This is a genomic window from Streptomyces sp. NPDC040432, from assembly GCF_055595445.1.
In genome coordinates this window covers 1-25,290 of record NZ_JBVIVP010000007.1, presented here as the reverse complement: position 1 = coordinate 25,290, position 25,290 = coordinate 1, and the positions used below count along the sequence as shown (strand labels likewise).

General features: G+C 73.3%; 8 protein-coding genes and 1 pseudogene. 5 read left to right on the top strand and 4 right to left on the bottom strand.

Features of this window, described 5'->3' with window-relative positions; genetic code table 11:
- The first annotated feature begins 9 nt into the window (after positions 1 to 9).
- The 5 genes from ACZ58N_RS17385 (at position 10) to ACZ58N_RS17365 (ending at position 8,474) form a co-directional block, all read left to right on the top strand.
- A complete protein-coding gene (locus ACZ58N_RS17385) occupies positions 10 to 1,758 on the top strand; it encodes an acyl-CoA dehydrogenase family protein (protein ID WP_471160177.1) in 1,749 nt (582 codons plus the stop codon).
- Positions 1,742 to 2,728: a beta-ketoacyl-ACP synthase III gene (locus tag ACZ58N_RS17380; RefSeq protein WP_471160174.1), complete on the top strand. Its 987-nt coding sequence runs from the start codon at positions 1,742 to 1,744 to the stop codon at positions 2,726 to 2,728. Before ACZ58N_RS17385 ends, ACZ58N_RS17380 begins: the two co-directional genes overlap by 17 nt.
- 138 nt (positions 2,729 to 2,866) lie before the next feature.
- Positions 2,867 to 3,859, top strand: a complete 993-nt coding sequence (locus tag ACZ58N_RS17375) for a TauD/TfdA family dioxygenase (protein ID WP_471160812.1) — start codon at positions 2,867 to 2,869, stop codon at positions 3,857 to 3,859.
- A 151-nt stretch (positions 3,860 to 4,010) separates the two neighbouring features.
- Positions 4,011 to 5,810, top strand: a complete 1,800-nt coding sequence (locus ACZ58N_RS17370) for an ABC transporter ATP-binding protein (RefSeq protein WP_471160172.1) — start codon at positions 4,011 to 4,013, stop codon at positions 5,808 to 5,810.
- Positions 5,811 to 5,972: 162 nt separating this feature from the next.
- Positions 5,973 to 8,474 carry a P-type ATPase actuator domain-containing protein gene (locus ACZ58N_RS17365; RefSeq protein ID WP_471160170.1) on the top strand — a complete coding sequence of 834 codons (2,502 nt, stop codon included), beginning with the start codon at positions 5,973 to 5,975 and terminating at the stop codon, positions 8,472 to 8,474.
- Here the strand turns inward: ACZ58N_RS17365 and ACZ58N_RS17360 are convergent.
- The 4 genes and pseudogenes from ACZ58N_RS17360 to ACZ58N_RS17345 form a co-directional block, all read right to left on the bottom strand.
- Complete coding sequence (locus ACZ58N_RS17360; protein ID WP_471160167.1) at positions 8,357 to 9,253, bottom strand: phosphotransferase; 897 nt, start codon at positions 9,251 to 9,253, stop codon at positions 8,357 to 8,359. The genes ACZ58N_RS17365 and ACZ58N_RS17360 overlap by 118 nt on opposite strands.
- A gap of 10 nt (positions 9,254 to 9,263) precedes the next feature.
- Entirely contained in the window at positions 9,264 to 10,112 is an 849-nt protein-coding gene (locus ACZ58N_RS17355; RefSeq protein ID WP_471160165.1) for an alpha/beta fold hydrolase, read from the bottom strand.
- A gap of 4 nt (positions 10,113 to 10,116) precedes the next feature.
- The gene (locus ACZ58N_RS17350) at positions 10,117 to 17,307 is read right to left on the bottom strand and encodes an amino acid adenylation domain-containing protein (protein ID WP_471160162.1); all 7,191 of its coding nucleotides are present in this window, start codon (positions 17,305 to 17,307) and stop codon (positions 10,117 to 10,119) included.
- Positions 17,307 to 25,142: pseudogene (locus ACZ58N_RS17345) on the bottom strand (amino acid adenylation domain-containing protein); the annotation flags it as partial. The gene ACZ58N_RS17350 and the pseudogene ACZ58N_RS17345, both read right to left, overlap by 1 nt.
- Positions 25,143 to 25,290 lie beyond the last annotated feature (148 nt).

Genomic DNA, 25,290 nt, shown 5'->3' with positions numbered 1-25,290 from the left:
GAAGGAATCATGACGCAACGCGAAAAGGAACTGGCCCACGTCCTCTCGGGGCCCGAGTTCGCCACGACCCGGCCCGTCGATCAGAGCGTCCTCGACTACAGCCTGCTGACGCTGCGCCGGGCGAGGATCCTCAACCGGGCCGGTTTCAGCTCGAACGCGCAGTGGCTGGGGCGCGGTGACAGCGACCGCTTCCCCGACTTCCTGCGCACCATGGGGTGGATCGGCGCGTACGACCTGTCCCTGCTCAACGTGCTCGTCTCCCACCAGATCGCCGGGGACGCGCTGCTCAGCCACGCGGGGCCGATCCAGGTGCGCAGTTACGGCCCGGAGATCGACGGCATGGGCAAGGTGTACTGCTTCGCGGCCTCCGAACTGCACGCCGGGTCGGATCTGAAGCGGGTGGCGACCACCGCGACGTACCGCCCGCAGGACCGGCAGTTGGTCCTCGACACACCGGATCCGGGCGCCGGCAAGGTCTGGATCGGCAACAGCCTGCACTCGGGCGACGTCGCGATGGTGTTGGCCCGGCTCGTCGTCGCGGGGCGGGACGAGGGGCACCACTGGTTGCGGGTGCCCCTGCGGGCCGGCGGGAAGGTGTTGCCGGGCATCAGCATCGGGCGGGCCGAACCGAAGGGCGGGGTGGCGGCCAACCAGACCGGTCTCCTGACCTTCACGGACCACCGACTGCCGCTGTCGGCGCTGATGAACCGGTGGGCGTCGATCGACGCGGACGGCACCTACCGGTCGCCGTTGCCCCGGCACCGGCGCTTCGAGGAGTGCCTGGCGACCTTCACGCACGAGCGGCTGTTCCCGTCGGTGGGCGCCGCGCACGCGCAGCGTCTCGCCTGCGCGGTCACCACCCGGTTCGCGTCCGTGAAACGGGCCTTCGGATCGCCGTTGCTCGGTCACGCCCACTACCGGACGCGGTTGACGACCGCGGTGGGCCGGGCGTTGGCGTCCCGGTACGCGCTGGAGGCGCTGGCGGACATCGCGGTCGACCGGGCGGCGGACGGGCCGCCGGCCGGCGATCAGGTGCTGCACGCGCTGATCTCCTGCGGCAAGTCCGGTTCGACCGGCGACGCCCGGCACACGCTCGCCGAGACGCGCGAGCTGTGCGGGGGGTTGGGCTACCACGACGCGAACCAGATCGCCCCGCTGCTGCACGACTACGAGGTGGCCGTCACCTTCGGCGGGGACAACACCGTCCTCGGCTACCAGGCCACCCGTTACGCGCTGCGGCAGCGCGCCGGCTTCGACGCGGCGCTCGACGCGGCCGTGCTGCCGGCCGACGGCCTGGATGCCGTACGACGGCTGCGCGCGATCTGCGACGCCCTGCTGGACCGGGTCGACGCGCACGGTCCGGGCGAGGCCACCACGCACTGGACGCGTGCCGTGCACCAACTGCTGGCGCTGGGCCGGTGGGCCGCGACGGCCACCACCGTCCTGGAGCGGCGGCTGCTGGGGCAGTACGCGGCGGGCTGCGTGCTGGAGCACGCCCTGACAGGTCTCGCGGCCGGGATCCTGGACCGGGACGACGTCCTGCGCCTGGAGGCCGAGCGGCAGGAGGCGGCCGGTGCGCCGTTCGAGGCGGACGAGCTGCTGGAGGTGCTCGCGGTCCCCGACGAGCTGATCACCGCTCCGATCGCCCGCCCCGACTTCGCGGAACGTCACGTGGCCGCGGCGCACGGCGGTCGGACGCCCGTCGTCGTGGGCGTGCCGGAGTACCGAGAGGAGTTCGTCCATGACCGGTCCGCGTGACGGTGGCGGCGTGGTCATCACGGGCATCGGCAGTTGTCTGCCGGAGGCCGTGGTCAGCAACGAGGAGGTGTCGCGGAACCTGGACACCGACCATGCGTGGATCCACAGCCGGACCGGCATCGCCTCGCGGCGCCGGGTGGCGTCCGGGATCGAGACGGGCGACCTCGCCGTCACCGCGGGCGCCGCGGCGCTGAAGTCGGCCGGGCGGGACGGCTGCGACCTCGTGCTCCTGGCGACGACGACGCCGGACCGCCGCTGCCCCGCCACCGCGCCGCGGGTGGCGGCCGAACTGGGCCTGCGGGTGCCCGCGTTCGACCTCGCCGCCGTCTGCTCGGGATTCGTCTACGGGCTCTCCGTGGCCACGTCGATGATCGGCGCGGGGAGTTGCGACAGCGTCCTGCTGATCGGTGCGGACGTCTACTCCTCGATCGTCGACCCCGACGACCGGGTGACGGCGCCCCTCTTCGGTGACGGGGCCGGTGCGGTCCTGCTGGAGCGGGGCCGGCCGGACGGGCCGGGCGCGGTGCTCCGAACGGAGCTGGGCAGCGACGGCAGTGGGGACGGGCTGATCACGATCCCCAAGGACGGTGCCTATCTGACGATGGACGGCCCGGAGGTCTACAAACGGGCGGTGACCACCATGGCGGAATCCGCCCGGTCGGTCGCCGGCCGGGTCGGATGGGACCTCGCGGATATCGATGCGTTTATCGGGCACCAGGCGAACATTCGCATCCTGAAGGCCGTCGCCAAACGTCTGGGGCTGCCTCCGGAACGCGTGATCTCGAATATCGAGAACGTCGGTAACACGGCTGCGGCCTCCATTCCGCTGGCGTTGGCGGACGCTGCTGCCGCCGGTCGGATCAAGGAGGGCGACAAGCTGCTGCTGACCGCCTTCGGAGGTGGTCTGACCTGGGGTTCCTCGGCCGTCGTCTGGACGGGCGCCGAACCCGTCCACGACGTACGGGGCTGATGTCGGGAACCCGTTCGAAACGGGTGACGGCAGTGCGGGCGATCGGACGGCGGCCATGCTGCCCCGATACGTGCCCGATAACGAATTTCCATAGCGTTTCCGGAGAACGGTACACCCCTGTGGATGGAGGCTTTGAATATGGCGGTGGCAGCCGGCTATGTGGCAAATCCCTACGATGTGACGCTCGACCTGAAAGACGCGGAAAGGGTCGAGGAGATCGCCTGGAAACTCGTCACCCACGCGTCGGGCCGGCCCGACGACCCCGACTGGGTGGCGGCCGCCAGGAACTCCTGGCACGAACTGCCCGTCGCGCTGCGCCGGACGCTGGCCGACTTCCGACGCGACTCGGGCCCCGACGGCGGACTGGTGCTGCGCGGGCTCCCGGTCGGCGCCCTGGACCTGCCGGTGACCCCGGACGTCAAGGGGTCCGTCCAACGGGAGCCGTCGATCGGGGCCGCCGTCCTGCTGATGGTGGCCTGCGGGCTCGGCGACCCGGGGGCGTTCCGGCCGGAGAAGGGCGGGGCCCTCGTCCAGGACGTCGTACCCGTCCCCGGCATGGAGGAGTTCCAGGGCAACGCCGGCTCGACGCTGCTGACGTTCCACAACGAGAACGTCTTCCACGAGCACCGGCCCGACTTCGTGATGCTGCTGTGCCTGCGCGCCGACCCCGAGGGCCGGGCGGGCCTGCGCACGGCGAGCATCCGCCAGGTGCTGCCGCTGCTGTCCGCGGCGACCGTCGAGGCCCTGTGGGCGGCGGAGTTCGTCACCGAGCCGCCCCCGTCCTTCGGGATGAACGACTTCCGGGCCGAGCCGGCGCCGGTCCTCAGCGGCGACCCGCTGGACCCCGACATCCGTGTCGACCTGTCGGCGACGACCGCGGTCACCGCACGGGCCGCCGACGCCCTGCGCGCCCTGCAGGAGCAGTTCGACCGCCACGCGGCGACCCACCGGCTGCACCCCGGTGAGCTGGCCATCGTCGACAACCGGGTCACCGTGCACGGCCGTACCGAATTCACACCGAGATACGACGGCACCGACCGCTGGCTCCAGCGCACCTTCGTGATGACCGACCTGCGTCGGTCACGAGGGTTGCGACCGGCCGACGGATACGTGCTGGGAGACCTTCCGTAGCCGTAGCCCCCGCCGGGGCGGGCCCACCGACCGCCGGCAGCGAGCGATGAGTTGGAGTGCGATGACGAGCATGCAGACCCGGGTGAGGCCGTCCGCTCCGGACACCTCGACGCAGCCGCCCCGGAAGGTTCCGCCCCAGGCGCCACCACCCGTGAAGAAAGAGGTCGGGCTCCGGTCCTTGTTGCCCTACCTCCAGGGGCGCTGGCGCACCCTGGCGGCCGTCGCCGTGCTGTCCCTGGCGACGACCCTGCTCACCCTCAGCCAGCCGGTCATGACCCGTGAGGTGCTGGCCAACATAGAGGCGGAACGACCGGTCGGATCGCTGGTCGCGCTGCTGGTCGCGGCGCTGCTGGTGGTGGCCGTGCTCAGCGGGTTCCGCGACTACCTGCTCCAGCGCGCCGCCGAGGGCCTGGTGCTGACCGCCCGCCGCCGGCTGGTGGCCCGTCTGCTGCGGATGCCGATCATCGAGTACGACCGGCGCCGTACGGGCGACCTGCTGTCCCGGGTCGGCTCCGACACCACCCTGCTGCGGGCCGTCGTCACGTCGGGGCTGTTCGACACCGTCACCAACGTCCTGATGGTCGTGGGCTCCGCGGGCATGATGTTCGTCATCGACCCCACCCTGTTCGCGGCGACGGCCCTCGGCATCGGATTGGGCGTCGCCGGGGTCCTGGGACTCGCCCGCCGGGTCCGCGGGGCCTCCCGCGACGCACAGGACCGCATCGGCGGGATGACCGCCGCCGTGGAGCGGGCGATCTCGGCGGTGCGCACCATCCGCGCCAGCGGCGCCGAGGAGCGTGAGGAGCGGGCCGTGGACGGCTACGCCAAGGACGCCTTCGACGCGGGCATGCGCATCGCGAAGCTCCAGGCGATGATCAACCCGATCACCTCCACGACGATCCAACTGGCCTTCCTGGTCGTCCTGGGCCTGGGCGGTGCCCGGGTGGCCAGTGGCGCGATCCAGGTCGGTGACCTGGTCGCCTTCGTCCTGTTCCTCTTCATGCTCTGGTTCCCGCTCGGCCGGGCCCTGAACGGCTACGCCCGGCTCCAGACCGGACTCGGCGCGCTCCAGCGCATCGAGGAAGTGCTGGAACTCCCGCAGGAGAGCGACGTCGCCGGCCCCGAGGACCTCGCCCCGGTCCGTCCCGCCGCCCCGCCGACCGCGGGCGCGACCCTGTCGGTCCGGGAGCGCGTCGCCCCGGACGCGCCGGCCGCCGCCGCGCCCGCGATCGAGTTCGACCGGGTCTCCTTCGGCTACGGCAACGGCGAGACCGTGCTCCGCGACGTGTCGCTGACCGTCGCCCGCGGCACCCGCACCGCCCTGGTCGGCCCCTCGGGGGCGGGCAAGTCCACCCTGCTGTCCCTGGTGGAACGGTTCTACGACGTCACCTCGGGCGCGGTGCGCGTCGGCGGCACCGACGTACGCGAGCTGCCGCGCACGCGGCTGCGCCACTCCCTCGGCTACGTCGAGCAGTCGGCGCCCGTCCTCGCGGGAACGGTGCGGGACAACCTGTCCCTGGCGGCGCCGGGGGCGACGGACGAGGACATGCGCCGGGTGCTGCGCTCGGTCAACCTGGAACAGGTGATCATGCGGGCCCCCCTCGGCCTGGACACCGAGGTCGGCGAGGGCGGCGTCCTGCTCTCCGGCGGTGAACGCCAGCGGCTGGCCCTGGCGCGGACCTTCCTGGCCGCCCCGCCGATCATGCTGCTCGACGAGGCGACCAGCAACCTCGACGCCCGCAACGAGGCGCTCATGCGGAACGCGATCAACGAGGTCATCGCCGACCGCAGCCTGCTCGTGGTGGCGCACCGGCTGTCGACCGTCGTGGACAGCGACCAGATCGTGGTCCTCGAACACGGCGAGGTCGTCGCCACCGGAAGCCACGAGGAACTCACCGAAAGCAGCCCCCTCTACCGGGAGCTGGCGAGCCATCAGCTGCTGATCAAGTAGCCGGTCGGGGTGGTGCCCGTGACGAAGGGCGGTCCCCGCGCCCCTGACGGAAGTCAGGGGTGGGCGACTGCCCTTCGGCAGTGGTGCGGGGCCCGTTTCGTACCGTACGTTCAGCCGGGGCCGGCCGGCTGAAGGCCATCGGGAACGTGGAGCAAGGGACTCATGAGCGGACGACGCGGGGGCGCTGCCGAGCAACCGCCCCGCCCGGCCGGGTCGGTACCCGTCCTCGCCCTCCCGGCGGTCCGGGGCACCGGCCTCTCCGCGGCGCAGGTGGCCCTCAGGGTCGACGAGGAGCGCGGCGCGGCAACCTCCTTACCGGCCCCGCGCGTTCTGCGCGCGGTGCTGCGCGCCCACCTGCGCACCCGCGCCGGCGCGCTGTCCGGCCTGCTGTGCCTGGCCGTCGTGGCCACCGGGCCCGTCCAGGACACGGTGTTCGTCGCCGTCACGCTCGCCGCGACCGCCCTCGGAGTGCTCCAGGGCGTTCGGGCCCGGCGGATCACGGAGCGGCTGACGGCCGTCGCGGAGAACCGCCCGTCGGGCCGGCGCGACGGGGAGCTCGTCCCGCTCGGCGTCCGGGACCTCCTCGTCGACGACGTCGTCGAACTGGGCCCCGGGGACCGGATCCTGGTGGGTGGGTCGATCGTCGGTGCAGAGGATCTGGAGATCGACGAGCACCCCGTGCCGGGCGAGGCGGATCCGGTCCTGAAGCAGCCCGGCGACCCGGTCCGGGCGGGCGCCCTCGTCATGGCCGGCACCGGGGCGTACGCGGTGACCGCCGCGGGCGTCCGCGCCGCCCGGTCGGGCGCCGCGGTCCGCCCGGACCCGGTCGGGCCGGACCAGGAGGGGCCGCTGGGCCGGAGCCTGACGAGGCAGCTCGCGCACGCCGGGTACCTGGTCGTCCCGGCGGCGCTCGTCGGGATCATCGGCCAGTGGGTGGTCGGCAGGAACGATCCGGGGGACGCCGTCCGCCACATGGTCAGCGCGCTGTTGCCGATGCTTCCGGGAGGGCTCGTGCTGTTCACCACGATGGCGCACTCCGCCGCAGTCGTCCGGCTGGGGCGCCGCGGCTGCCTGGTGCGCAAGGCGTCCGGGATCGAGGGCATCGGCCGGGCGGACACCGTCGTCGTCGGCGCCGACACCCCCGCGGTGCGGGCCGAGCGGGAGGTGGTGGCCGTGCACGTCCTGGACGAGGAGGCGCCCGTCGCCGCCGTGCTGGGCCTCCTGAGCCGTACGGAGAGCCGCCCCGATCCGACGCTGCGGGCCGTCGCCGAACGCTTCCCCGCACCGGACCCCGAGACCGGACCCACCGTCCGGGGCCGGACCTGCGGACCGTTTCCCCACCCCGGATGGAGCGGCGTCGACGTCACCGGTGACGACGGCCCCCGGACCTGGCTCCTCGGCGCCCCCGCCCCGCTGCTGCCCGGCTGGCACTCACTGCGCGTCGTCGCCGACGCCTACGCGGCCAAGGGCCTGGACGTCCTGGTCCTGGCCCGGTCCGAGGCGGGCCTCGCCGTCCTCCTCACCGACCCGGACGCGGTGCCCGGCAGCGCGGAACCCGTCGCGCTGGTGGCGCTCGGGCCGCGGGCCGACCCGGGGGCCGCCGAGGCGGCGCGCCGACTGGGCGGGCAGGGCGTCGACGTACGCGGCCTGCCCGAGGGGGCCGGTCCGGGGCACGGGCCGGACCTCGTCGCCGGACTCCGCGAGCGCGGCCGGCGCGTCGCCGTGGTCGGGCACGGCGTCGGGGACCTCCCGGCACTGCGGGACGCCGACACCGCCGTGTCCTCGGGGTCGGGGACGGCCGCGGCCCGGGGCGCGGCGCACCTCGTGCTGCTCGGACCGGCCCTTCAGGGGTTGCCGTCCGTCGTCGCCGAGGGCAGGCGGCTCATCGGCGGCGTCGAACGGATCGCGGTCCTCTTCCTGACGAAGGCGGTGTACGGGGCGTTGCTGACGCTCGCCGTCGTCGCCGGCGGGGTCCCGTACCCGTTCCTGCCGCGACAGCACGCCCTGGTCGCCTCCCTCGTGGTGGTCCTGCCGGCGCTGTTCCTGGTGTTCGTCCGGGGCCGGGGGACGGACCGGTTGGCGACGCCCTTCGCCGGCCGGGGCCTACGCCTGGCGGTTCCGGCGGGCGCCCTGACCGCGGCCGCGACCTGCGGCGCGTACGGGGTGGCGTTCCGGGTCCGCGGCGGGGACGCGGGCGCCGCGTCCGCCGCCGGGCTGCTCGGCCTCTTCCTCGTCGGTCTGTGGGTCCTCGCCCTGCTCGTGCGGCCCTTCGGGGCGCGCGGGTTGCTGCTGGCCGGCGGGGCCGGTCTGGTGTTCCTGGCCGTGCTGCTGGTGCCGCCGCTGCGGGAGTTCTTCCTGATCGCCCCCGCCGGCGGCGCGGCGACCTGGAGCGCCGTGGGTCTCGCGGTGGTCGCCGGACTCGGCCTGGAGACCGTGTGGGCCGTGCTGCGCCGCCGCGCCCCGGACCCGCGGGGGCCCGCGGACGCGCAGGGGCCTCCCGGCCCGCGGACCGGGAGGCCCCTGCGCGTACGGTCCCGCCGACCCCGTCAGGGGGCGCAGGCCCCGACGCGTTCGCGGATCAGGTCCCAGTCGGTGTCCAGCCGGGCGGCGCGGGCCCGGGACGCCTCGTCGGTGAAGCGGGAGTGGGCCCGCCGCTCGCGGTAGAGCAGCAGGGTCAGGTTGACCAGGAACCCGGCGACGTCCGCCGGGGGGACGCCGGGCCCGGCGGCCACCGCGTCGATCCGCTCGCGGGCCCCCGGCACCTCGCCCAGCAGCAGCCACAGCTGTGCCAGGTCCGCGCCGGGCAGGAACACGGCGGCGCTCGCCCAGTCGATCAGGGCGTGCCCGCCGGCGGCGCGCACCACGTTCGCGAGGACGAGGTCGCCGTGCCCGATCTCCCGCGGCGGTCCGGCCGACTCCAGGAGCCGGAGCACGGCCGTCCCGTGCGCCGCGTCGAGGTCGCCCCGGGCGATGACGCCGTCCAGCATGGGCCGGTAGTCGACGTGCCAGGAGGCGGGCACGTCGGGGCGCCAGCCGCGCAGCCGCCGCACGGCGTCGAGGACGCCCGTCAGATCCGCCTCCGGCACCGGGGCGGCGGGGAACCGCTCCGGTGCCACCACCCCGCCGGGCAGCCGTTCCAGGACCAGTACCGCGTGCTCCCGGTCGGAGGCGAAGCGCCGGGGCACCGGCACGGGCGGCGGCGACCCGTCGAACAGGTCGTACGCCTCGATCTCGCGCAGGCTCTGCCGGCGCCATTCGGGCGTGCGCACCTTCGCGACCACCTCGGTGCCCGCCAGGTCGCCGGAGACCACCAGGGAGGTCCGGCTGCGGTAGACGACCGAGGCCGGTCGGAGCGCGGGGCACACCTCCAGGATCCGGTCCAGGAGGTCCCGTTCGCCCTCGGCGAGGCCGGGGAGGTCGACCACGGGATTTGCCTTCAGCACGGTGTGCTCCTCACGTCCGTAGGAAGCCGATGAGGCTCTTGTTGACGGCTTCCGGCTGCTCCAGATAGCCGTAGTGCCCGCAGTCGGGCAGGACCTCGAACTCGGCGCCGGGGATCGCCTCGGCGACCTCCCGGCCGAGCCGGGGCGGTGAGATGAGGTCGTCCTCGAAGGCGATGACCCGGGTCGGGACCCGGATGTCGCGGTAGGCCGAACGCCGGTCCGAGCCCACGGTGATGCCGAGGTGGGCCCGGCTGCCGGGCCCGGAGGCCCGGGTCAGCTCCAGCAGGTCGAGCCAGTCCCGGGCCCGCTGGTCGTCGTCGAGGGTGGTGGGCGACAGCATCTGCATCGCCTCGATGACCGCCTCGTAGGAGGCGGGCAGGCGCACGTCCGAGTCGTACAGCTCGATCTCGGCGCGGGACAGCGCGCTGCGGACCGCGTCCGCGCGGCCCCGGGTGGCCATCAGGACGAGCCGGTCGACGAGTTCGGGCCGGGCCAGGGCGAGTTCCTGGGCGACGTAGGCGCCCATCGAGGTGCCGACGACCTGGCAGGGGCCCAGCCGCAGTTCCTCGATCAGCGCGGCCGTGTCGGCGATCAGGTCGGCCAGGCCGAAACCGCCGGCGCACTCGTCGCTCGGGGCGATGCCCCGGTTGTCGAAGGTGATGACGCGCAGTCCCGCGGCGACCAGGGCCGGCACCTGGTGCAGGTGCCAGGCCCGGCCCTTGCTGCCCGAGCCCATGATGAGCAGGACGGCGGGCGCGGTGCGGCCGGGGCCGGTCGGTGCGGCGGGGTTGTCGGCCCGGTTGGCGGCCCGGTTGTCGTAGTAATTGAGCCGGATGCCGTTGACGTCGATGAGGGGCATGGCGTCAGGCGGTTTCGTTCGGACGGGACATGGCGGTGTCTCCTTCGGTGGGCAGCAGTCGTTCGGTCAGGGCCCGGGCGATGCGGGCGAGCGCGTCGTCGGACTGGACGAGCCCGAGGTGGTCCGAGTCGACGCCGACGCGGTCGATGCGGCCCGTCGCGTGGGGGCGCCACGACTCGGCGTCGCGCCGGGCGAGCTTCTCCGCGGACACCCGCTCCGCGGACACCACCAGCACGTCGCCGTCGACGCGGCCCGGGACGTGGCCGCGCATCAGGCCCGCGTTGTTCATGAAGACGTCGAGCACCGAGCGGAGTTCGTCCGCTTCGAGGCGGCCCATCGGGTCGCCGGTGGCGTGCAGGAACTCCCGGTAGCGGGCCGCGGGGAACGCCCCGCCGGCCAGTTCCGCGGGCGTCACGTCGAAGCCGGCGTCGCGCAGGTTGTGGGCGAACACCTCGGCCAGTTCCGGTTCCGCGCCGGCCGTGCGGCGCCGCGGGTAGGAGTCCAGCAGGGTCAGCAGTTCCACCTCCTCGCCGCGCCGACGCAGTTCGTCGGCCATCGCGAAGGCGACGTTCCCGCCGAGCGACCAGCCGAGCAGCCGGTACGGGCCTTCGGGCTGCACCCCGCGGATCAGGTCGGCGTACTCGGTGGCCATCTCCTCCAGGGTGGCGGGCAGCGTGCCGTCACCGTCGAGGCCCGCGGCCTGGATCCCGTACAGCGGGATCCCGGCGGGCAGGTGGCGGACGAGACCCGAGTAGCACCAGCTCATCCCGGAACCGGGGTGGACGCAGAACAGCGGACGTTCCGAGCCCGAGGCCCGCAACGGCAGCAGGCGCTCCATCGGCTCGCGGGCACCACCGGCGGCGAGCCGGGCCGCGAGGTCCGCGACGGACGGCGCGGCGAACAGGTCCCGCACCGTCATCACCGCGCCCAGCTCGGCCCTGACCCGTTCCACGAGCCGGACCGCCAGCAGGGAGTGGCCGCCGAGGTCGAAGAACCCGTCGTCGGGGCCGACGAGTTCCAGCTCCAGCACCTCGGCGAACAGCCGGCACAGGATGTCCTCGCGCGGTGTGCGCGGGGCCCGGCCGCCGGGCGTGCGGTACGCGGGCACGGGCAGCGCACGCCGGTCGAGCTTGCCGTTCGACGTCAGGGGCAGCGCGGGCAGGACGGTGACCGCCCCGGGCACCATGTACTCGGGCAGCAGCTCCCGCAGCCGGCGGCGCAGCTCCGCCGGGTCCGGGACGAAGCCGCTCTCCGGGACCGCGTAGCCGACGAGCCGCCGCTCGCCCGGGGTGTCCTCGCGGACCAGCACCGCGGCCTGGGCGATGCCGGGAAGACGGGTCATGGCCACTTCGATCTCGGCGGGCTCGATGCGCATGCCGCGCAGCTTGACCTGGGTGTCGGTGCGGCCCAGGTACTCCAGTTGGCCGTCCCGGTTCCGCCGGACCAGGTCGCCGGTGCGGTACATGCGGCTGCCGGGCGGGCCGTACGGGTTCGCGACGAACCGTTCGCCGGTCAGGGCGGCCCGGCCCAGGTAGCCGCGGGCGAGGCCGGGGCCGCTCACGTACAGCTCGGCGGGCACGCCGGGCGCCACGGGCTGGAGGGCCTCGTCGAGGGCGTGGACCGAGGTGTCGGCCACCGGGCCGCCGATCGGCGGGGTGACCGCGCCGGTCAGGGGGCCGCTCATCGTCGCGCAGACCGTCGCCTCGGACGGGCCGTACGAGTTGAGCATGAGTCGCCCCGCGGACCAGCGCGCGACCAGCTCGGGCGGGCAGCTCTCGGCGGCCACGACCAGGGTCATCCCGGCGGGCAGCGCCCCTTCGGGGATCAGCTGGAGGACCGCCGGCGGGATCGCGGCGTGCGTGACGGACGCGCGGACCGCCAGCTCCGCGAGTTCCCGGCCGGGGACGGTCTCCGGGGGTGCGACGACCAGCGTCGATCCGGTGAGCAGGCCCATGGAAAGTTCCCAGACCGCGCCGTCGAAGGCGGGGGACAGGTGGTGCAGGACCCGGCTGCCGGGGACGACCCCGGCGTACGAGGTGAAGATGTCGACGAGGCCGGGCAGGCCCGCGTGGGTGACGGTGACCCCCTTGGGGCGGCCGGTCGTCCCCGAGGTGTAGATGACGTAGGCCGGGTTGAACGGGGAGAGCGGGGCCGTCCGGTCGGCGTCGGTCGGGTCGTCGGCGTCCTGACCGGCGAGCCGGGCGGCCGTCGCGGGCTCGTCCAGCACCAGCCGGGGCACGTCGGCGGCGGGCAGCGTGCCGCCGGTCGCAGAGGTGGTCACGAGGACGACGGGGGACGCGTCCCGGAGCGTGCCGGTGATCCGCTCCGCGGGGTGTCCGGGGTCGAGGGGCAGGAAGGCGGCGCCGGCCTTCGCGGTGGCCAGGACGGCCACGGCCAGTTCGGTGGAGCGCGGCAGCGCCAGGGCGACGAGGCGTTCGGGACCGGCTCCGTACGAGATCAGCAGCCGGGCCAGCCGGTTGGCGCGCGCGTTGAGCTCGGCGTAGGTCAGCGACTCCTCGCGCAGGACGAGGGCCTCGGCGTCGGGGCGCCGGCGGACGTGCTCCTCGAAGAGCGCGGCGAAGCCGGTCGGGACGAGGTTCTTCGCGGGCCCCCGCGCCTGCGACAGGACCCGTCCGCGCTCCTCGGGTCCCAGGACGTCGATGTGGCTCAACCGCAGGCCGGGGTCGGCGACGGCTTCGACGAGTACCCGGACGAACCGGTCGGCCAGGGCCCGGGCCGTCGCGCGGTCGAAGAGGTCGGTGCTGTAGTCGAGGACGCCGGTGATGCCGGCGGGGGCGTTGTCGCCGTCGCGCCGCTCCGACACCGAGAAGCCCAGGTCGACCTTGGCGGCGGTGGCCGTGCCACCGGCGCGGGAGATCGTCAGCCCGCCGGGCAGGGCCGGGCCGGCCTGCGCCGCGGGTCCGCGCGGACCGGTGTTCTGCAGGGAGAGGACCACCTGGAAGAGGGGGTGGTGGGAGAGGGTGCGGGTGGGGTTGAGGGCTTCTACGAGGCGTTCGAAGGGGAGGTCTTGGTGGGCGTAGGCGGTGAGGTCGGTTTCGCGGATGCGGTGGAGGAGTTGGTTGAAGGTGGGGTTTCCGCTGGTGTCGGTGCGCAGGACGAGGGTGTTGACGAAGAAGCCGATGAGGTGGTCGGTGGCGTCGTCGGTGCGGCCGGCGATGGGGGTTCCGATGGGGATGTCGGTGCCGGCGCCGAGTCGGGTGAGGAGGGTGGTGAGGGCGGTTTGGAGGACCATGTAGGTGGTGGTGTGGGTGGTGCGGGCGAGTTCGGTGAGTTGTTGGTGTGTGGTGGTGGGGATGGTGAAGGTGATGCGGTCGCCGTGGTGGGTGGTGGTGGGGGGTCGGGGTCGGTCGGTGGGGAGGTCGAGTTGTTCGGGGAGTCCGTGGAGGGTGTTTTTCCAGTGGGTGAGTTGTTGGGTGGCGGTGCTGTTGGGGTCGGTGTCGTTGCCGAGGAGTTGGCGTTGCCAGAGGGCGTGGTCGGCGTATTGGACGGGGAGGGGGGTCCAGTTGGGGGCTGATCCGTTGGTGGTGCGGGTGGTGTAGGCGGTGGTGAGGTCGTGGGCGAGGGGGGTGCGGGACCAGGCGTCGCTGGCGATGTGGTGGATGAGCAGGAGGAGTACGTGCTCCTCGTCGGAGATCCGGAAGAGCGAGGCACGGACCGGGATCTCCGACGTCAGGTCGAACGCGTGCCGGGCCGCCGCCGCGCAGTCCCGCTCGTGGTCCGCCTCGGTCGTGTCGCCCCGGACGAGGGTGATGCGCGAGCGCTCCGGACCGAGCACCACCTGATGCGCGCCCCGCTCGTCCTCCGCGTACACGGTGCGCAGGATCTCGTGCCGGCCGATGAGGTCGTTGACGGCCTCTTCGAGGGCGTCGGTGTCGAGCGGACCGGTCAGCCGGAGCGTCGTCGGGATGTTGTAGGTCGGGCTGGGGCCTTCGAGTTGGTGGAGGAACCACAGGCGCTGCTGGGCGTAGGACAGCGGAACGCGCTCCGGACGCGGCCGGGCGGTCAGCGGCTCGCGGGCGTCGGCCGCCCGGTCCAGGGCGGTGGCGAGGCCGGCGATCGTGGGGGTCTCGAAGAGCTGCCGGATGGAGAGTTCCGCGCCCAGGGTGGTGCGGATGCGGCTGACCAGACGCGTCGCGAGGAGCGAGTGGCCGCCGAGGTCGAAGAAGCTGTCGTCGATCGTCAGGTGCGGCACGGACAGGATCTCCGCGTACAGGGAGACGAGGATCTCCTCGCGCGGCCCGCGCGGCGCCCGCCCTGCGGACCGCGCCGTCCAGGTGGGTTCGGGCAGGGCCCTGCGGTCGAGCTTGCCGTTCGGGGACAGCGGGAACGCGTCGAGGACGACGATCGCCGACGGGAGCATCCAGTCGGGAAGCCGCTCCGCGAGCCCGGCCTGCGCGACGCCCTCGTTCCACAGCGTGCGGTCGGGCACCACGTACGCCACCAGGCGCTGGTCGCCGGGCCGGTCCTCGCGGAGCAGGACGGTCGCCTGGAGCACGCCCGGCTGGGCCGCGACGGCCGACTCGATCTCGCCCAGCTCGATGCGGAACCCGCGCAGCTTCACCTGGTCGTCCGCACGGCCGACGAAGACGAGCTTCCCGTCGTCGTTCCAGCGGGCCACGTCACCCGTGCGGTACATGCGGCTGCCGGGATCGCCGAAGGGGTTGGCGGTGAACCGCTCGGACGTCAGCCCGCCCCGGCCCAGGTACCCGCGCGCCAGCTGCGCCCCCGCCAGGTACACCTCGCCGTCGGCGCCCGGCCCCACCGGGCGCAGCCCGGCGTCCAGCAGGTACAGCCGGACCCCGTGGTGCGGGGTGCCGATCGGCACCGGCCCGGACGGCACCTCGGTCCCGGGCCGGATCCAGTGCTCCAGGCAGTGCCCGGTGGCCTCGGTCGGGCCGTAGACGTTCACCAGGGTCACCTCGGGCCTCGACTCGCGCCACGGTGAGAGGTGTTCGCCGAGGAGCTGCTCCCCGCCGAGGGTGAGGAGCCCGGACGGGGACACCGACTCCGGCATGGTCGCGAGCAGCGCCAGGTGCGACGGCGTGCCCTTCATGAACGTGGCCCGCAGGAAGTCCGGTTCGGCGACGGCGGTCTCGGCCAGGCTCTCCAGGTCCGACAGCCGGACGCAGCCGCCGCTGATCAGCGGGGCGTGCAGCGAGCCGACGCTCTGGTCGAAGGACGCCGAGGCCTGCATCACGGACAGGCCCGACACGTCGGGTGCCTGGGTCTCCCGGCAGTGCCTGACGAACGCCGACAGGGCCCGGTGTTCGACGAGCACGCCCTTGGGTCGGCCGGTGGAGCCCGAGGTGTAGATGACGTAGGCCGGGTGGTGCGGGGCCAGGGGCGCGGCCCGGTCCGGGTCGCGGAGGTCGGCGGCGGAGTGTTCCCGCAGCGTCCCGGGCAGCATCGGATCGTCCATGACGAACGTCAGGGGGGCGCCGCTCTCCCGGCCCAGCCGTACGTCCACCTCGGCGGTGGTCAGCACGAGCACCGGATCGGAGTCCTCGATCATGTGCCGGATCCGGTCGGCCGGGTAGCCGGGGTCGACGGGCACGTAGGCGCCGCCGGCCTTGAGGACGGCGAGCATGCCGACGACGAGGTCCGCGCAGCGCGGCGCGGCGATCGCGACGAGGCGGTCCGGGCCCACACCGAGCTGGACCAGGCGCCGCGCCAGCCGGTTGGCGCGCGCGTTGAGGTCCCTGTAGGAGAGGGTGTCGTCGGGCGCGATCAGGGCCGGGGCGTGCGGGGTCCGCGCCACCTGCTCCTCGAACAGGTCGGTGAACAGTTCGGGGGCCGGCTCGTAGTCGGAGCCGCTCCACTCCTCCAGGACCGTGCGCCGCACGGCCGGGTCCAGCAGTCGGACGGCGCCCACCGGGACCTGCGGCTCCTCGACCATGGCCCGCAGGGCGCGGCGGAACACGGCGATCACCTCGTCGACCCGCTCGGCGGTGAACAGGTCCGGCAGGTAACCCAGCGAGAACCGGAGCATGTTGTCCCGGGGCAGGGCCAGCAGGCCCAGCGGGTAGTGCATCTGGTCACGGGAGTGGATCTTCAGGACGGTGGGGAGGTCCGCGGCGGCGTCCGTACCCGGCGGCCGACCCCGGCTGGAGTTCAACGGGTAGTTCTCGAAGACCATCGCCGTGTCGAACAGCTCCCCGGAGCCGGCCCAGCGCTGGATGTCCGCGAGCCCCACCCACTGGTGGTCGATGAGCCGGGCCTGTTCGCGCTGCACCCGGCGCAGCAGGTCCGCGAGCGGCTCGGCCGGCCGCAGCCGCACCCGCAGCGGCAGCGTGTTCATGAACAGGCCGACCATCGTGTCGATCCCGGGGAGTTCCGGCGGCCGACCGCTGACGGTCACACCGAACACCACGTCGCCGCGGCCCGTCATGTGGGCCAGGGCCAGGCCCCAGGCGCTCTGGATCGTGGTGTTCACGGTCACCCCGGTGGACCGGGCGAAGCGGGTCAGCGCGGCGGTGAACGCCTCGTCCTCCACGAAGTGGATCCGCTCCGGGGCCGAGGTGAGCGCCCCCCGGTCCGGCGCCACGATGCTCGGGCCGGTGAACCCCTCGAAGGCCTCCGTCCAGGCGGTCTCGGCCGCCCCCCGGTCACGGGCGTCGAGCCAGGTGAGGTAGTCGCGGTACGGGCGGACCCGCGGCAGCGCGGTGACGTCACCGTGCACCGTGTACAGCGTGAGGAGTTCGCGCAGCAGCACCGGCATCGACCAGCCGTCGAGCAGGATGTGGTGGTTCGTCATCACCAGGCGGTGACGGCCCCCACCCAGCCCGATCAGCGTGAACCGGATCAACGGCGGCTTGCCCAGGTCGAACCGGGTCCAGCGGTCCTCGTCGGCGAGTCCTTCCGCCGCAGCCTCCCGCCGGTCCTCCGGCAGCCCGCTCAGGTCCTCCTCCCGCCACGGCACGACCACGTCGCGGGGGATCAACTGCACCGGACGCTTGAGGCCCTCGTGCCGGAAGGCGGCGCGCAGGTTCGAGTGCCGCCGCAGCATCGCCGTGGTGGCGCCGCGCAGCCGGTGCGCGTCGACGCGGCCTTCGAGCTCGATGAAGACCTGGACGTTGTAGGCGTCCAACTCATCGGCGTCGAAGAGGTTGTGGAACAGCATTCCCTCCTGGAGCGGAGAGAGCGGAAGAATGTCTTCCAGACCTGACTTGGCCATCAGAGGGAACCCCATTCGCTTTCGAGCCGTGAGATGTCGTCCGCGCTGAGCGAGGTGAGGGACACGTCCGACGGCGTCAGGCCACTGGCCTCCGGCCGACGGGCGTGCTCCACCAGTGCCTTCAGCGCCCTGAACCAGCCTTCGCCGAGGCCGCGGACCGCGTCCTCGGTCAGTACGCCCGCCGCGTACGTCCACACGCTGTGCAGTCGCGGCCCGTGCGCGGTGTCATGGGCGCCGGCGACCAGTTCGACGGGGTGCCCGAGCACGGTGTCCGGGTGCTGCCCGGCCACGCCCCGACCCACCACGCTCCACGCGGGCGCCGCTCCGCCCTCCCCGGTCCCGCGGGCGCCGGTGAACCGGCCCAGGTAGTTGAACCCGTACTCGGGGGCGGGCAACCGCGAGAACCGTTCCCTGGTCCGCGGGTTCACGTACCGGAGCAGGCCGTGGCCCACCCCGTCACCGGGGACCTCGCGCAGCTGCTCCTTGACCTGCTTCAGGGCGCGGCCCGCCGCCGGACCGCCGTCCCACACCTGCGCCCAGTCCCCGCCGACGCGGGGGCTCAGTCGCACCGGGTGCATCGAGGTGAACCAGCCGGCCGTGCGGGTGAGGTCGGCGCCGGCCGCCAGGTGCTCGTGCCGGCCGTGGCTTTCGAGGTCGACCACGACCGGTGCGCCCGGGTCCTCGCCCCGGGTCCGCCGCCAGTCGGCGACGGCCAGGGCGAACGCGGTCAGCAGGACGTCGTTGATCTCGGCGTGGTAGACGCCCGGCACCCAGGTCAGGAGGGCCTCGGTGGTGTCCGCGTCGAGGTCCAGGGTGACCTGGCCCGCCGCGGCGTGCGTGTCACGGACCGGATCGAGGGCCAGGGCCGCCGTGTGGTCCAGGGTCCGGAGCCAGTGCTCGGCCTCCGCCTCCGTCGAGGGCCGCTCCGCGAGGCCGCGCAGCGTCTCGGCCCACTGCCGCCAACCGGTGCCGCCCTCGGCGAGCGGCCGGCCTTCGTACGCGGCGGCCAGATCGGGTACGAGGAACCGCCAGCTCACCGCGTCGACGACGAGGTGGTGCGCGACCAGGACGAGCAGGCCCTCCGCCCCGGGACCCCGGTCGAGCCGGCAGGCCTCCAGCATCCGGCCGTGCTCGGGGTCGAGCCGGTCGCGGGCGGCGGCCGCCAGATCGGTGACCGTCGTGCGCAGCGCGTCCCCGTCGAGCCCGGGCGCGTGGTGGCGGGTCAACACGGCCTCCACCTGCGGAACACCCGGCTCCGGGATGGACATCGTCCAGTCCGGGGCCACCCGCAGGCGCAGGGCGTCGTGATGGTCGAGGAGGGTCCGCAGGGCGCCCCGCAGCCGGTCCTCGTCGAGGCCGGCGGGCACCGACACCACCACCGACTGGTTGAACGGGGCCACCGGACCGCCGAGCTCCTTCAACCAGCCCATGATCGGCGTCATCGGGACCGGCCCGGTCGGCCCGAACACCTCGGCCGCCGCCCCTTCCGTCCCCGTGCCGGCCGCCCGGTCCAGGGATTCGGCGAGCAGGGCGACGCTCTGGTGCTCGAAGACGTCCCGGACGGAGATCGTCAGGCCCTGCCCGCGGGCGCGGCTGACGAGCTGGATGGACAGGATGCTGTCGCCGCCCAGGTCGAAGAAACCGTCGTCGACTCCGACGGACTCCAGTCCGAGGGCCTCGGCGAACAGCCGGCACAGCAGCTCCTCGACGGCGTTGCCCGCGGCCCGGCCCGTGGAACGCCGCCCGTAGTCGGGCGCGGGCAGCGCCTTGCGGTCCAGCTTCCCGTTGCCCGTCAGCGGCAGCACGTCCAGCGTCACGAACGCCGCCGGCACCATGTAGTCGGGCAGCGCGTCCCGTACGAAGGCCCGCAGCTCCTCCGCGTCCGCGACCCCGCCGGCGCCCTCGGCGGCCACCAGGTAGGCCACCAGACGCCGATCACCCGGCCGGTCCTCACGGACCACCGCCACCGCCTCCGACACCCCGGGATGCCGGGCCAGGGTGGACTCGACCTCGCCGAGCTCCACCCGGAACCCGCGGATCTTCACCTGGTCGTCGACCCGGCTGATGAACTCCAGGTCACCCCGCCGGTTCCAGCGGACGATGTCACCCGTGCGGTACATCCGCTCACCGGGCCCCTCGAAGGGGTTCGCCACGAACCGGGAGGCACTGAGCCCCGGCCGGGCCAGGTAGCCGCGCGCCAGTTGCACACCGGAGACGTACAGCTCACCGGGCACACCCACCGGCACGGGCTGGAGGAACCGGTCCAGGACCAGCATCCGGGTGTTGGGGAACGGCCGGCCGATGGTGAGGACCCCGTCCTGAAGGTCCTCCGGGGAACCCACCCGCCAGGTCGTGCACCCGACGATGGTCTCCGTCGGCCCGTACTCGTTGAGCACGGTCATGCCGGGGTGCGCCTCCAACGCGGTGCGCACCGCCCGGCCCGTCAGCGATTCCCCGCCCAGCACCAGGTCACCCCTCGGCGCGTACACCCCGGGCAGTTCGGTGATCAGCGGCAGGTGGCTCGGCGTCGCCTTCAGGAAGGTGATCTGCGGCAGCCCCTCGGGCACCTCGCCCGCCAGGTGCCGCTCGTGCAGCTCCTCCAGGTCGGCGAGGTGGACGCAGCCGCCGCTCAGCAGCGGCGCGAACAGCCCGGTCACCGTCAGGTCGAACGACAGCGGCGAATGCAGCAGCGCGTGCCCGGCCACCCCCGGATACAACTCGGTCGACACCGCCAGGTAGTTCACCGCCGGCTGGTGCTCCACGACCACACCCTTGGGGCGGCCCGTCGACCCCGACGTGTAGATCACGTACGCCGCGTGCCACGGCGACAGGGGCGCCGTACGGTCCGCGTCGTCCAGGTCGTGGTCGGGCAGCCCCGCCGCCTCGGCACGCACCTGCGGACCGTCCGACGCCAACCGGGGCAACCCGTCCGGGAACAACCCCTCGGGCAGCCGACCCGCCGTGAGCACGCACACCGGCCGGGCGTCGTCCACCATCACGGCGACCCGCTCCGGCGGCGCCGAAGGATCGACGGGAAGGTACGCCGCGCCGCTCTTCAGCACCGCGAGGACCGCCACCCCCATGTCCACCGACGGCGGCAGGCACAACGCCACGATCCGCTCCGGGCCCGCCCCCGCCGCGACGAGCAGCCGGGCCAGCCGGTTGGCGCGCGCGTTCAGCTCCTCGTACGTGAGGGTCGTCCCGTCCGCCGACAGCGCCGGGCGCAGCGGGGTCCGCGCCACCTGCTCCTCGAACAGCTGCGGCAGGGTCGCCTCCCGCTGGGGACGGGCGGTGTCGTTCCACTCCTCCAGCACCTGCCGGCGCTCCACCGGATCCAGCAGACCGATCCCGCCGATCGGCAGGTCCGGATCCGCCGTCACCGAACCGAGCACGCCCAACAGCCGCGAAATGATCGACTCGACGGTCTCCCGGTCGAACAGCTCCGTCCGGTACTCCAGCGAACCCCGCATCCCCGCCGGCGCGCCCGACGCGTCGTGGCTCTCCCCGAGCGTCAGCGACAGGTCGAACTTCGCGACGCCCGTCCGCGCGGCCAGCCGCGTCGCGTCCCGCAGGACGTCACCACCCGCCACCGCGCCACGACCGCGGTCCTCCTCGCGCACCGGCTCAGCCGTGTTGTTGAAGGTGATCATCACCTGGTAGAGCGGGTGGTGGGACAGGCTGCGCGTCGGGTTGATCGCCTCCACCAGCCGCTCGAACGGCACGTCCTGGTGCGCGTACGCCGCCAGATCGGCGGTACGCACCCGGCTCAGCAGCTCCCGGAAGGTGGGGTTCCCACTCGTGTCCGTCCGCAGGACCAGCGTGTTGACGAAGAACCCGATGAGGTCCTCGGTCGCCGCGTCCGTACGACCGGCCACCGCCGTGCCGATGGGCACGTCCTCACCCGCGCCCAGGCGGGTCAGCAGCGTCGCGAACGCCGCCTGGGCGACCATGAAGGGGCTCGCGTGCGCCGCCCGCGCCAACTCCACCAGCCGGGCGTGCAACGCCGCCGGAACGGTGAACGGGATCCGGTCCCCCGCATAGCCGGCCGTCGCGGGACGCGGCCGGTCCGTGGGCAGCTCCAACTGCTCGGGCAACCCGGCCAGGGCCTCCTTCCAGTACGCCAACTGAAGACCGGCGGTGCTGGTCGGATCCGCCTCGTCACCGAGGAGCTCGTGCTGCCACAACGCGTAATCGGCGTACTGCACGGGCAGCGGCTCCCACACCGGAGCCCCGCCCGCGCCGCGCGCCGCGTACGCCGAGGTGAGGTCACGGGCCAGCGGAGCCATCGACCAGCCGTCACCGGCGATGTGGTGGATCAGCAACAGCAGCACGTGCTCCGTGTCGGACAGCCGGAACAACCGGACCAGGAACGGGATCTCGTCCGTCAGGTCGAAGACGTGACCCGTCGCCTCCGCCAGCCGCTCCTCCAGCTCCCCCGCCGTCACGTCCGTGACCCGCAACGGCCGGCGGACCCGGTCGGCGGGCAGCACGATCTGGTGCGAACCCCGCTCGTCGTCCGCGAAGACGGTCCGCAGGCTCTCGTGCCGCTCCACCACGTCGTCGACCGCCCGCTCCAGGGCCTCCCGGTCCAGGACACCGGTCAGCCGCAGGGCGGTCGGCAGGTTGTACGTCGCCGACGGACCCTCGAACTGCCGCAGGAACCACAGCCGCTGCTGCGAAGGCGACAACGGAACGCGCTCCGGCCTCGGCCGCGCCACCAACGGGGCCCGCGCACCGGACGCCGCATCCAGCGCACCCGACAGCCCGGCCACCGTCGGCGTCTCGAAGAACTGCCGTACGGACAGCTCCGCGCCCAAAGCCGTCCTGATCCGGCTGACCAGCCGGCTCGCGAGCAGCGAGTGCCCGCCCAGGTCGAAGAAACTGTCGTCGACACCGACCCGCGTCCGACCCAACACCTCGCAGAACAGCGAGCAGAGGATCTCCTCGCGCGGATCCCGCGGACCCCGCCCGACCGACCCGTCGGCCTGGTCCGGCGCGGGCAGCGCCGCCCGGTCCAACTTCCCGTTCGGCGTCAACGGCAACCGGTCGAGGAACACCAGGGCCGTCGGCACCATGAACTCCGGCAACCTGCGCCGCAGCAGGTCCCGCAACGCGGCCGGCGCCGGCGCCGGCCCGTCCGCGACGACGTACCCGACCAGCCGCTGGTCACCCGGCCGGTCCTCACGGACCAGGACCGCCGCCTCCGCGACCCCCGGGTGCCGCACCAGCTCCGACTCGACCTCACCCAACTCGATGCGGAACCCGCGCAGCTTCACCTGCTGGTCGACACGGCTCAGGTAGCGCAACGCACCGTCCCGCTCCCGTCGCACCAGGTCCCCGGTGCGGTACATCCGCGCACCGGGCGGCCCGTACGGGTCCGCCGCGAACCGTTCCGACGTCAACCCGGGACGCCGGTGGTACCCCTCCGCCAGCTGCGCCCCCGCCAGGTACAGCTCGCCCGGCACCCCCACGGGCACCAGGCGCAGCGCCGCATCCAGCACGTACGCCGACGTGTTCGCCAACGGCCGCCCGATGACCGGACCCGCGGGCCCCGGCCGCGACACCTCGGCGGCCGTCGCCCAGATCGTCGCCTCCGTCGGCCCGTACAGGTTGGTCACCGAACGCGCCCGCCCGCCCAACGTCCGGGCCAGCTCGACCGGCAACGCCTCACCGCCCACCAGCACGTGGACCCCGGCCAGCTCGCCGCGCTCCGCGGCCACCAACCCCTGCCACAGACTGGGCGTCGCCTGCAACATCGTGATCCGGGACTCCACGACCGTCCGCAGCAGCGCGGCCGGGTCCTTCGCCGTCTCCTCGTCCGCGAGGACGACCGTCGCACCGTGCAGCAGGGGCAGGAACAGTTCGAGACCGGCGATGTCGAAGCCGACCGTCGTGACCGCCAGCAGCCGGTCCCCGACACCCGGCGCGAAGCGCCGCCCCACCGAGTCGAGGAACGCGCCCAGCGCGGCCCGGGGCACCACGACACCCTTGGGCCGGCCGGTGGACCCGGACGTGTAGATCGCGTAGGCGGGGTGCGCGCCGCGGACCCGCGTCCGCAGCTCCGTGTCCGCGAGATCGGTGGCCGGGTACGCCGCCAGTTCGTCCGCGGTGACCGGCTCGGTGACGGTGAGCGTCGGAGCCGCGTCGTCGAGCATGTACGCGATGCGGTCCGCGGGGTAGCCGGGGTCGAGCGGCAGATACGCGGCACCCGACTTGAGGACCGCCAGCAGCGTCACGACCAGGTCGACGGAACGCGGCAACGCCACCGCCACGAACCGGCCCGGCGCCGCGCCCCGCTCGACGAGTTGTCGGGCGAGCCGGTTGGCCCGCGCGTTGAGATCCGAGTACGTCAGAGCCGTGCCGGCGACGACGAGCGCCGGCACGTCCGGGGTCAGCGCGGCCTGCCGCTCGACCAGCCGGGACACGGAGGCGTCGGGCACCGGCCCGGCCGTCCCGCTCCACTCGCGGAGCGACTGCCGCTCGGCCGGGCTGAGGATCTCCAACTGCCCGATCGGCCGGTTGGGGTGCGCCACACCCGTACCGATCACCTGCACCAGCCGGTCCGCGATGCCCTGCACGGTCTCCCGGTCGAACAGGTCGGTGCTGTACGTGACGCTGCCCGACATGCCCTCACAGGCCCCGTCCGCACCGAACCGCTCGGCCAGCGCGAACGACAGGTCGAAGCGCGCCGAAGCCCCCTCCGATCCCTCCACCCGGGCAGTGAGCCCGGCGAACCGCGGGACCTCCGAACGTGCCTGCGCGCCCTCGGTGTTGTGCAACGTCAGCATCGTCTGGAAGAGGGGGTGGTGGGAGAGGGTGCGGGTGGGGTTGAGGGCTTCTACGAGGCGTTCGAAGGGGAGGTCTTGGTGGGCGTAGGCGGTGAGGTCGGTTTCGCGGATGCGGTGGAGGAGTTGGTTGAAGGTGGGGTTTCCGCTGGTGTCGGTGCGGAGGACGAGGGTGTTGACGAAGAAGCCGATGAGGTGGTCGGTGGCGTCGTCGGTGCGGCCGGCGATGGGGGTTCCGATGGGGATGTCGGTGCCTGCGCCGAGTCGGGTGAGGAGGGTGGTGAGGGCGGTTTGGAGGACCATGTAGGTGGTGGTGTTGGTGGTGCGGGCGAGTTCGGTGAGTTGTTGGTGTGTGGTGGTGGGGATGGTGAAGGTGATGCGGTCGCCGTGGTGGGTGGTGGTGGGGGGTCGGGGTCGGTCGGTGGGGAGGTCGAGTTGTTCGGGGAGTCCGTGGAGGGTGTTTTTCCAGTGGGTGAGTTGTTGGGTGGCGGTGGTGGTGGGGTCGTTGTCGTTGCCGAGGAGTTGGCGTTGCCAGAGGGCGTGGTCGGCGTATTGGACGGGGAGGGGGGTCCAGTTGGGGGCTGAGCCGTTGGTGGTGCGGGTGGTGTAGGCGGTGGTGAGGTCGTGGGCGAGGGGGGTGCGGGACCAGGCGTCGCTGGCGATGTGGTGGATGAGGAGGAGGAGTACGTGCTCCTCGTCGGAGATCCGGAAGAGCGAGGCGCGGATGGGGATCTCCGACGTCAGATCGAAGCCACGACCGGTCGCCTCGGCGATCAGGGACGGGACCTCCTCCGGCCCCGCATCGCGGACCACGAACGGCACGACGGCCTCACCGACCGGCAACACGATCTGGTGCGGCCCGTGCTCCTCGTCCTCGGCGAAAACGGTGCGCAGGCTCTCGTGCCGGGCGACGACATCGTTGAGCGCCCTTCCCAGAGCATCGACGTCCAAGCGACCGGTGAGCCGGAGCGTGGTGGGGATGTTGTACGCCGAACTTTCACCTTCGAGTTGGTGGAGGAACCAGAGGCGTTGCTGGGCGTAGGAGAGGGGGATGTGGTCGGGTCGGGGTTGTGGGGTGAGGGGAGTGCGGGCGTCGGCTGCTTGGTCGAGGGTGGTGGCGAGGCCGGCGATGGTGGGGGTCTCGAAGAGCTGCCGGATGGGAAGTTCCGCGCCGAGGGTGGTGCGGATGCGGCTGACG

Coding starts and splice junctions, on each gene's coding strand:
- ACZ58N_RS17350 (WP_471160162.1), bottom strand. CDS start 17,307: ATGGCCAAGTCAGGTCTGGAAGACATTCTTCCGCTCTCTCCGCTCCAG.
- ACZ58N_RS17365 (WP_471160170.1), top strand. CDS start 5,973: ATGAGCGGACGACGCGGGGGCGCTGCCGAGCAACCGCCCCGCCCGGCC.
- ACZ58N_RS17355 (WP_471160165.1), bottom strand. CDS start 10,112: ATGCCCCTCATCGACGTCAACGGCATCCGGCTCAATTACTACGACAAC.
- ACZ58N_RS17375 (WP_471160812.1), top strand. CDS start 2,867: ATGGCGGTGGCAGCCGGCTATGTGGCAAATCCCTACGATGTGACGCTC.
- ACZ58N_RS17380 (WP_471160174.1), top strand. CDS start 1,742: ATGACCGGTCCGCGTGACGGTGGCGGCGTGGTCATCACGGGCATCGGC.
- ACZ58N_RS17385 (WP_471160177.1), top strand. CDS start 10: ATGACGCAACGCGAAAAGGAACTGGCCCACGTCCTCTCGGGGCCCGAG.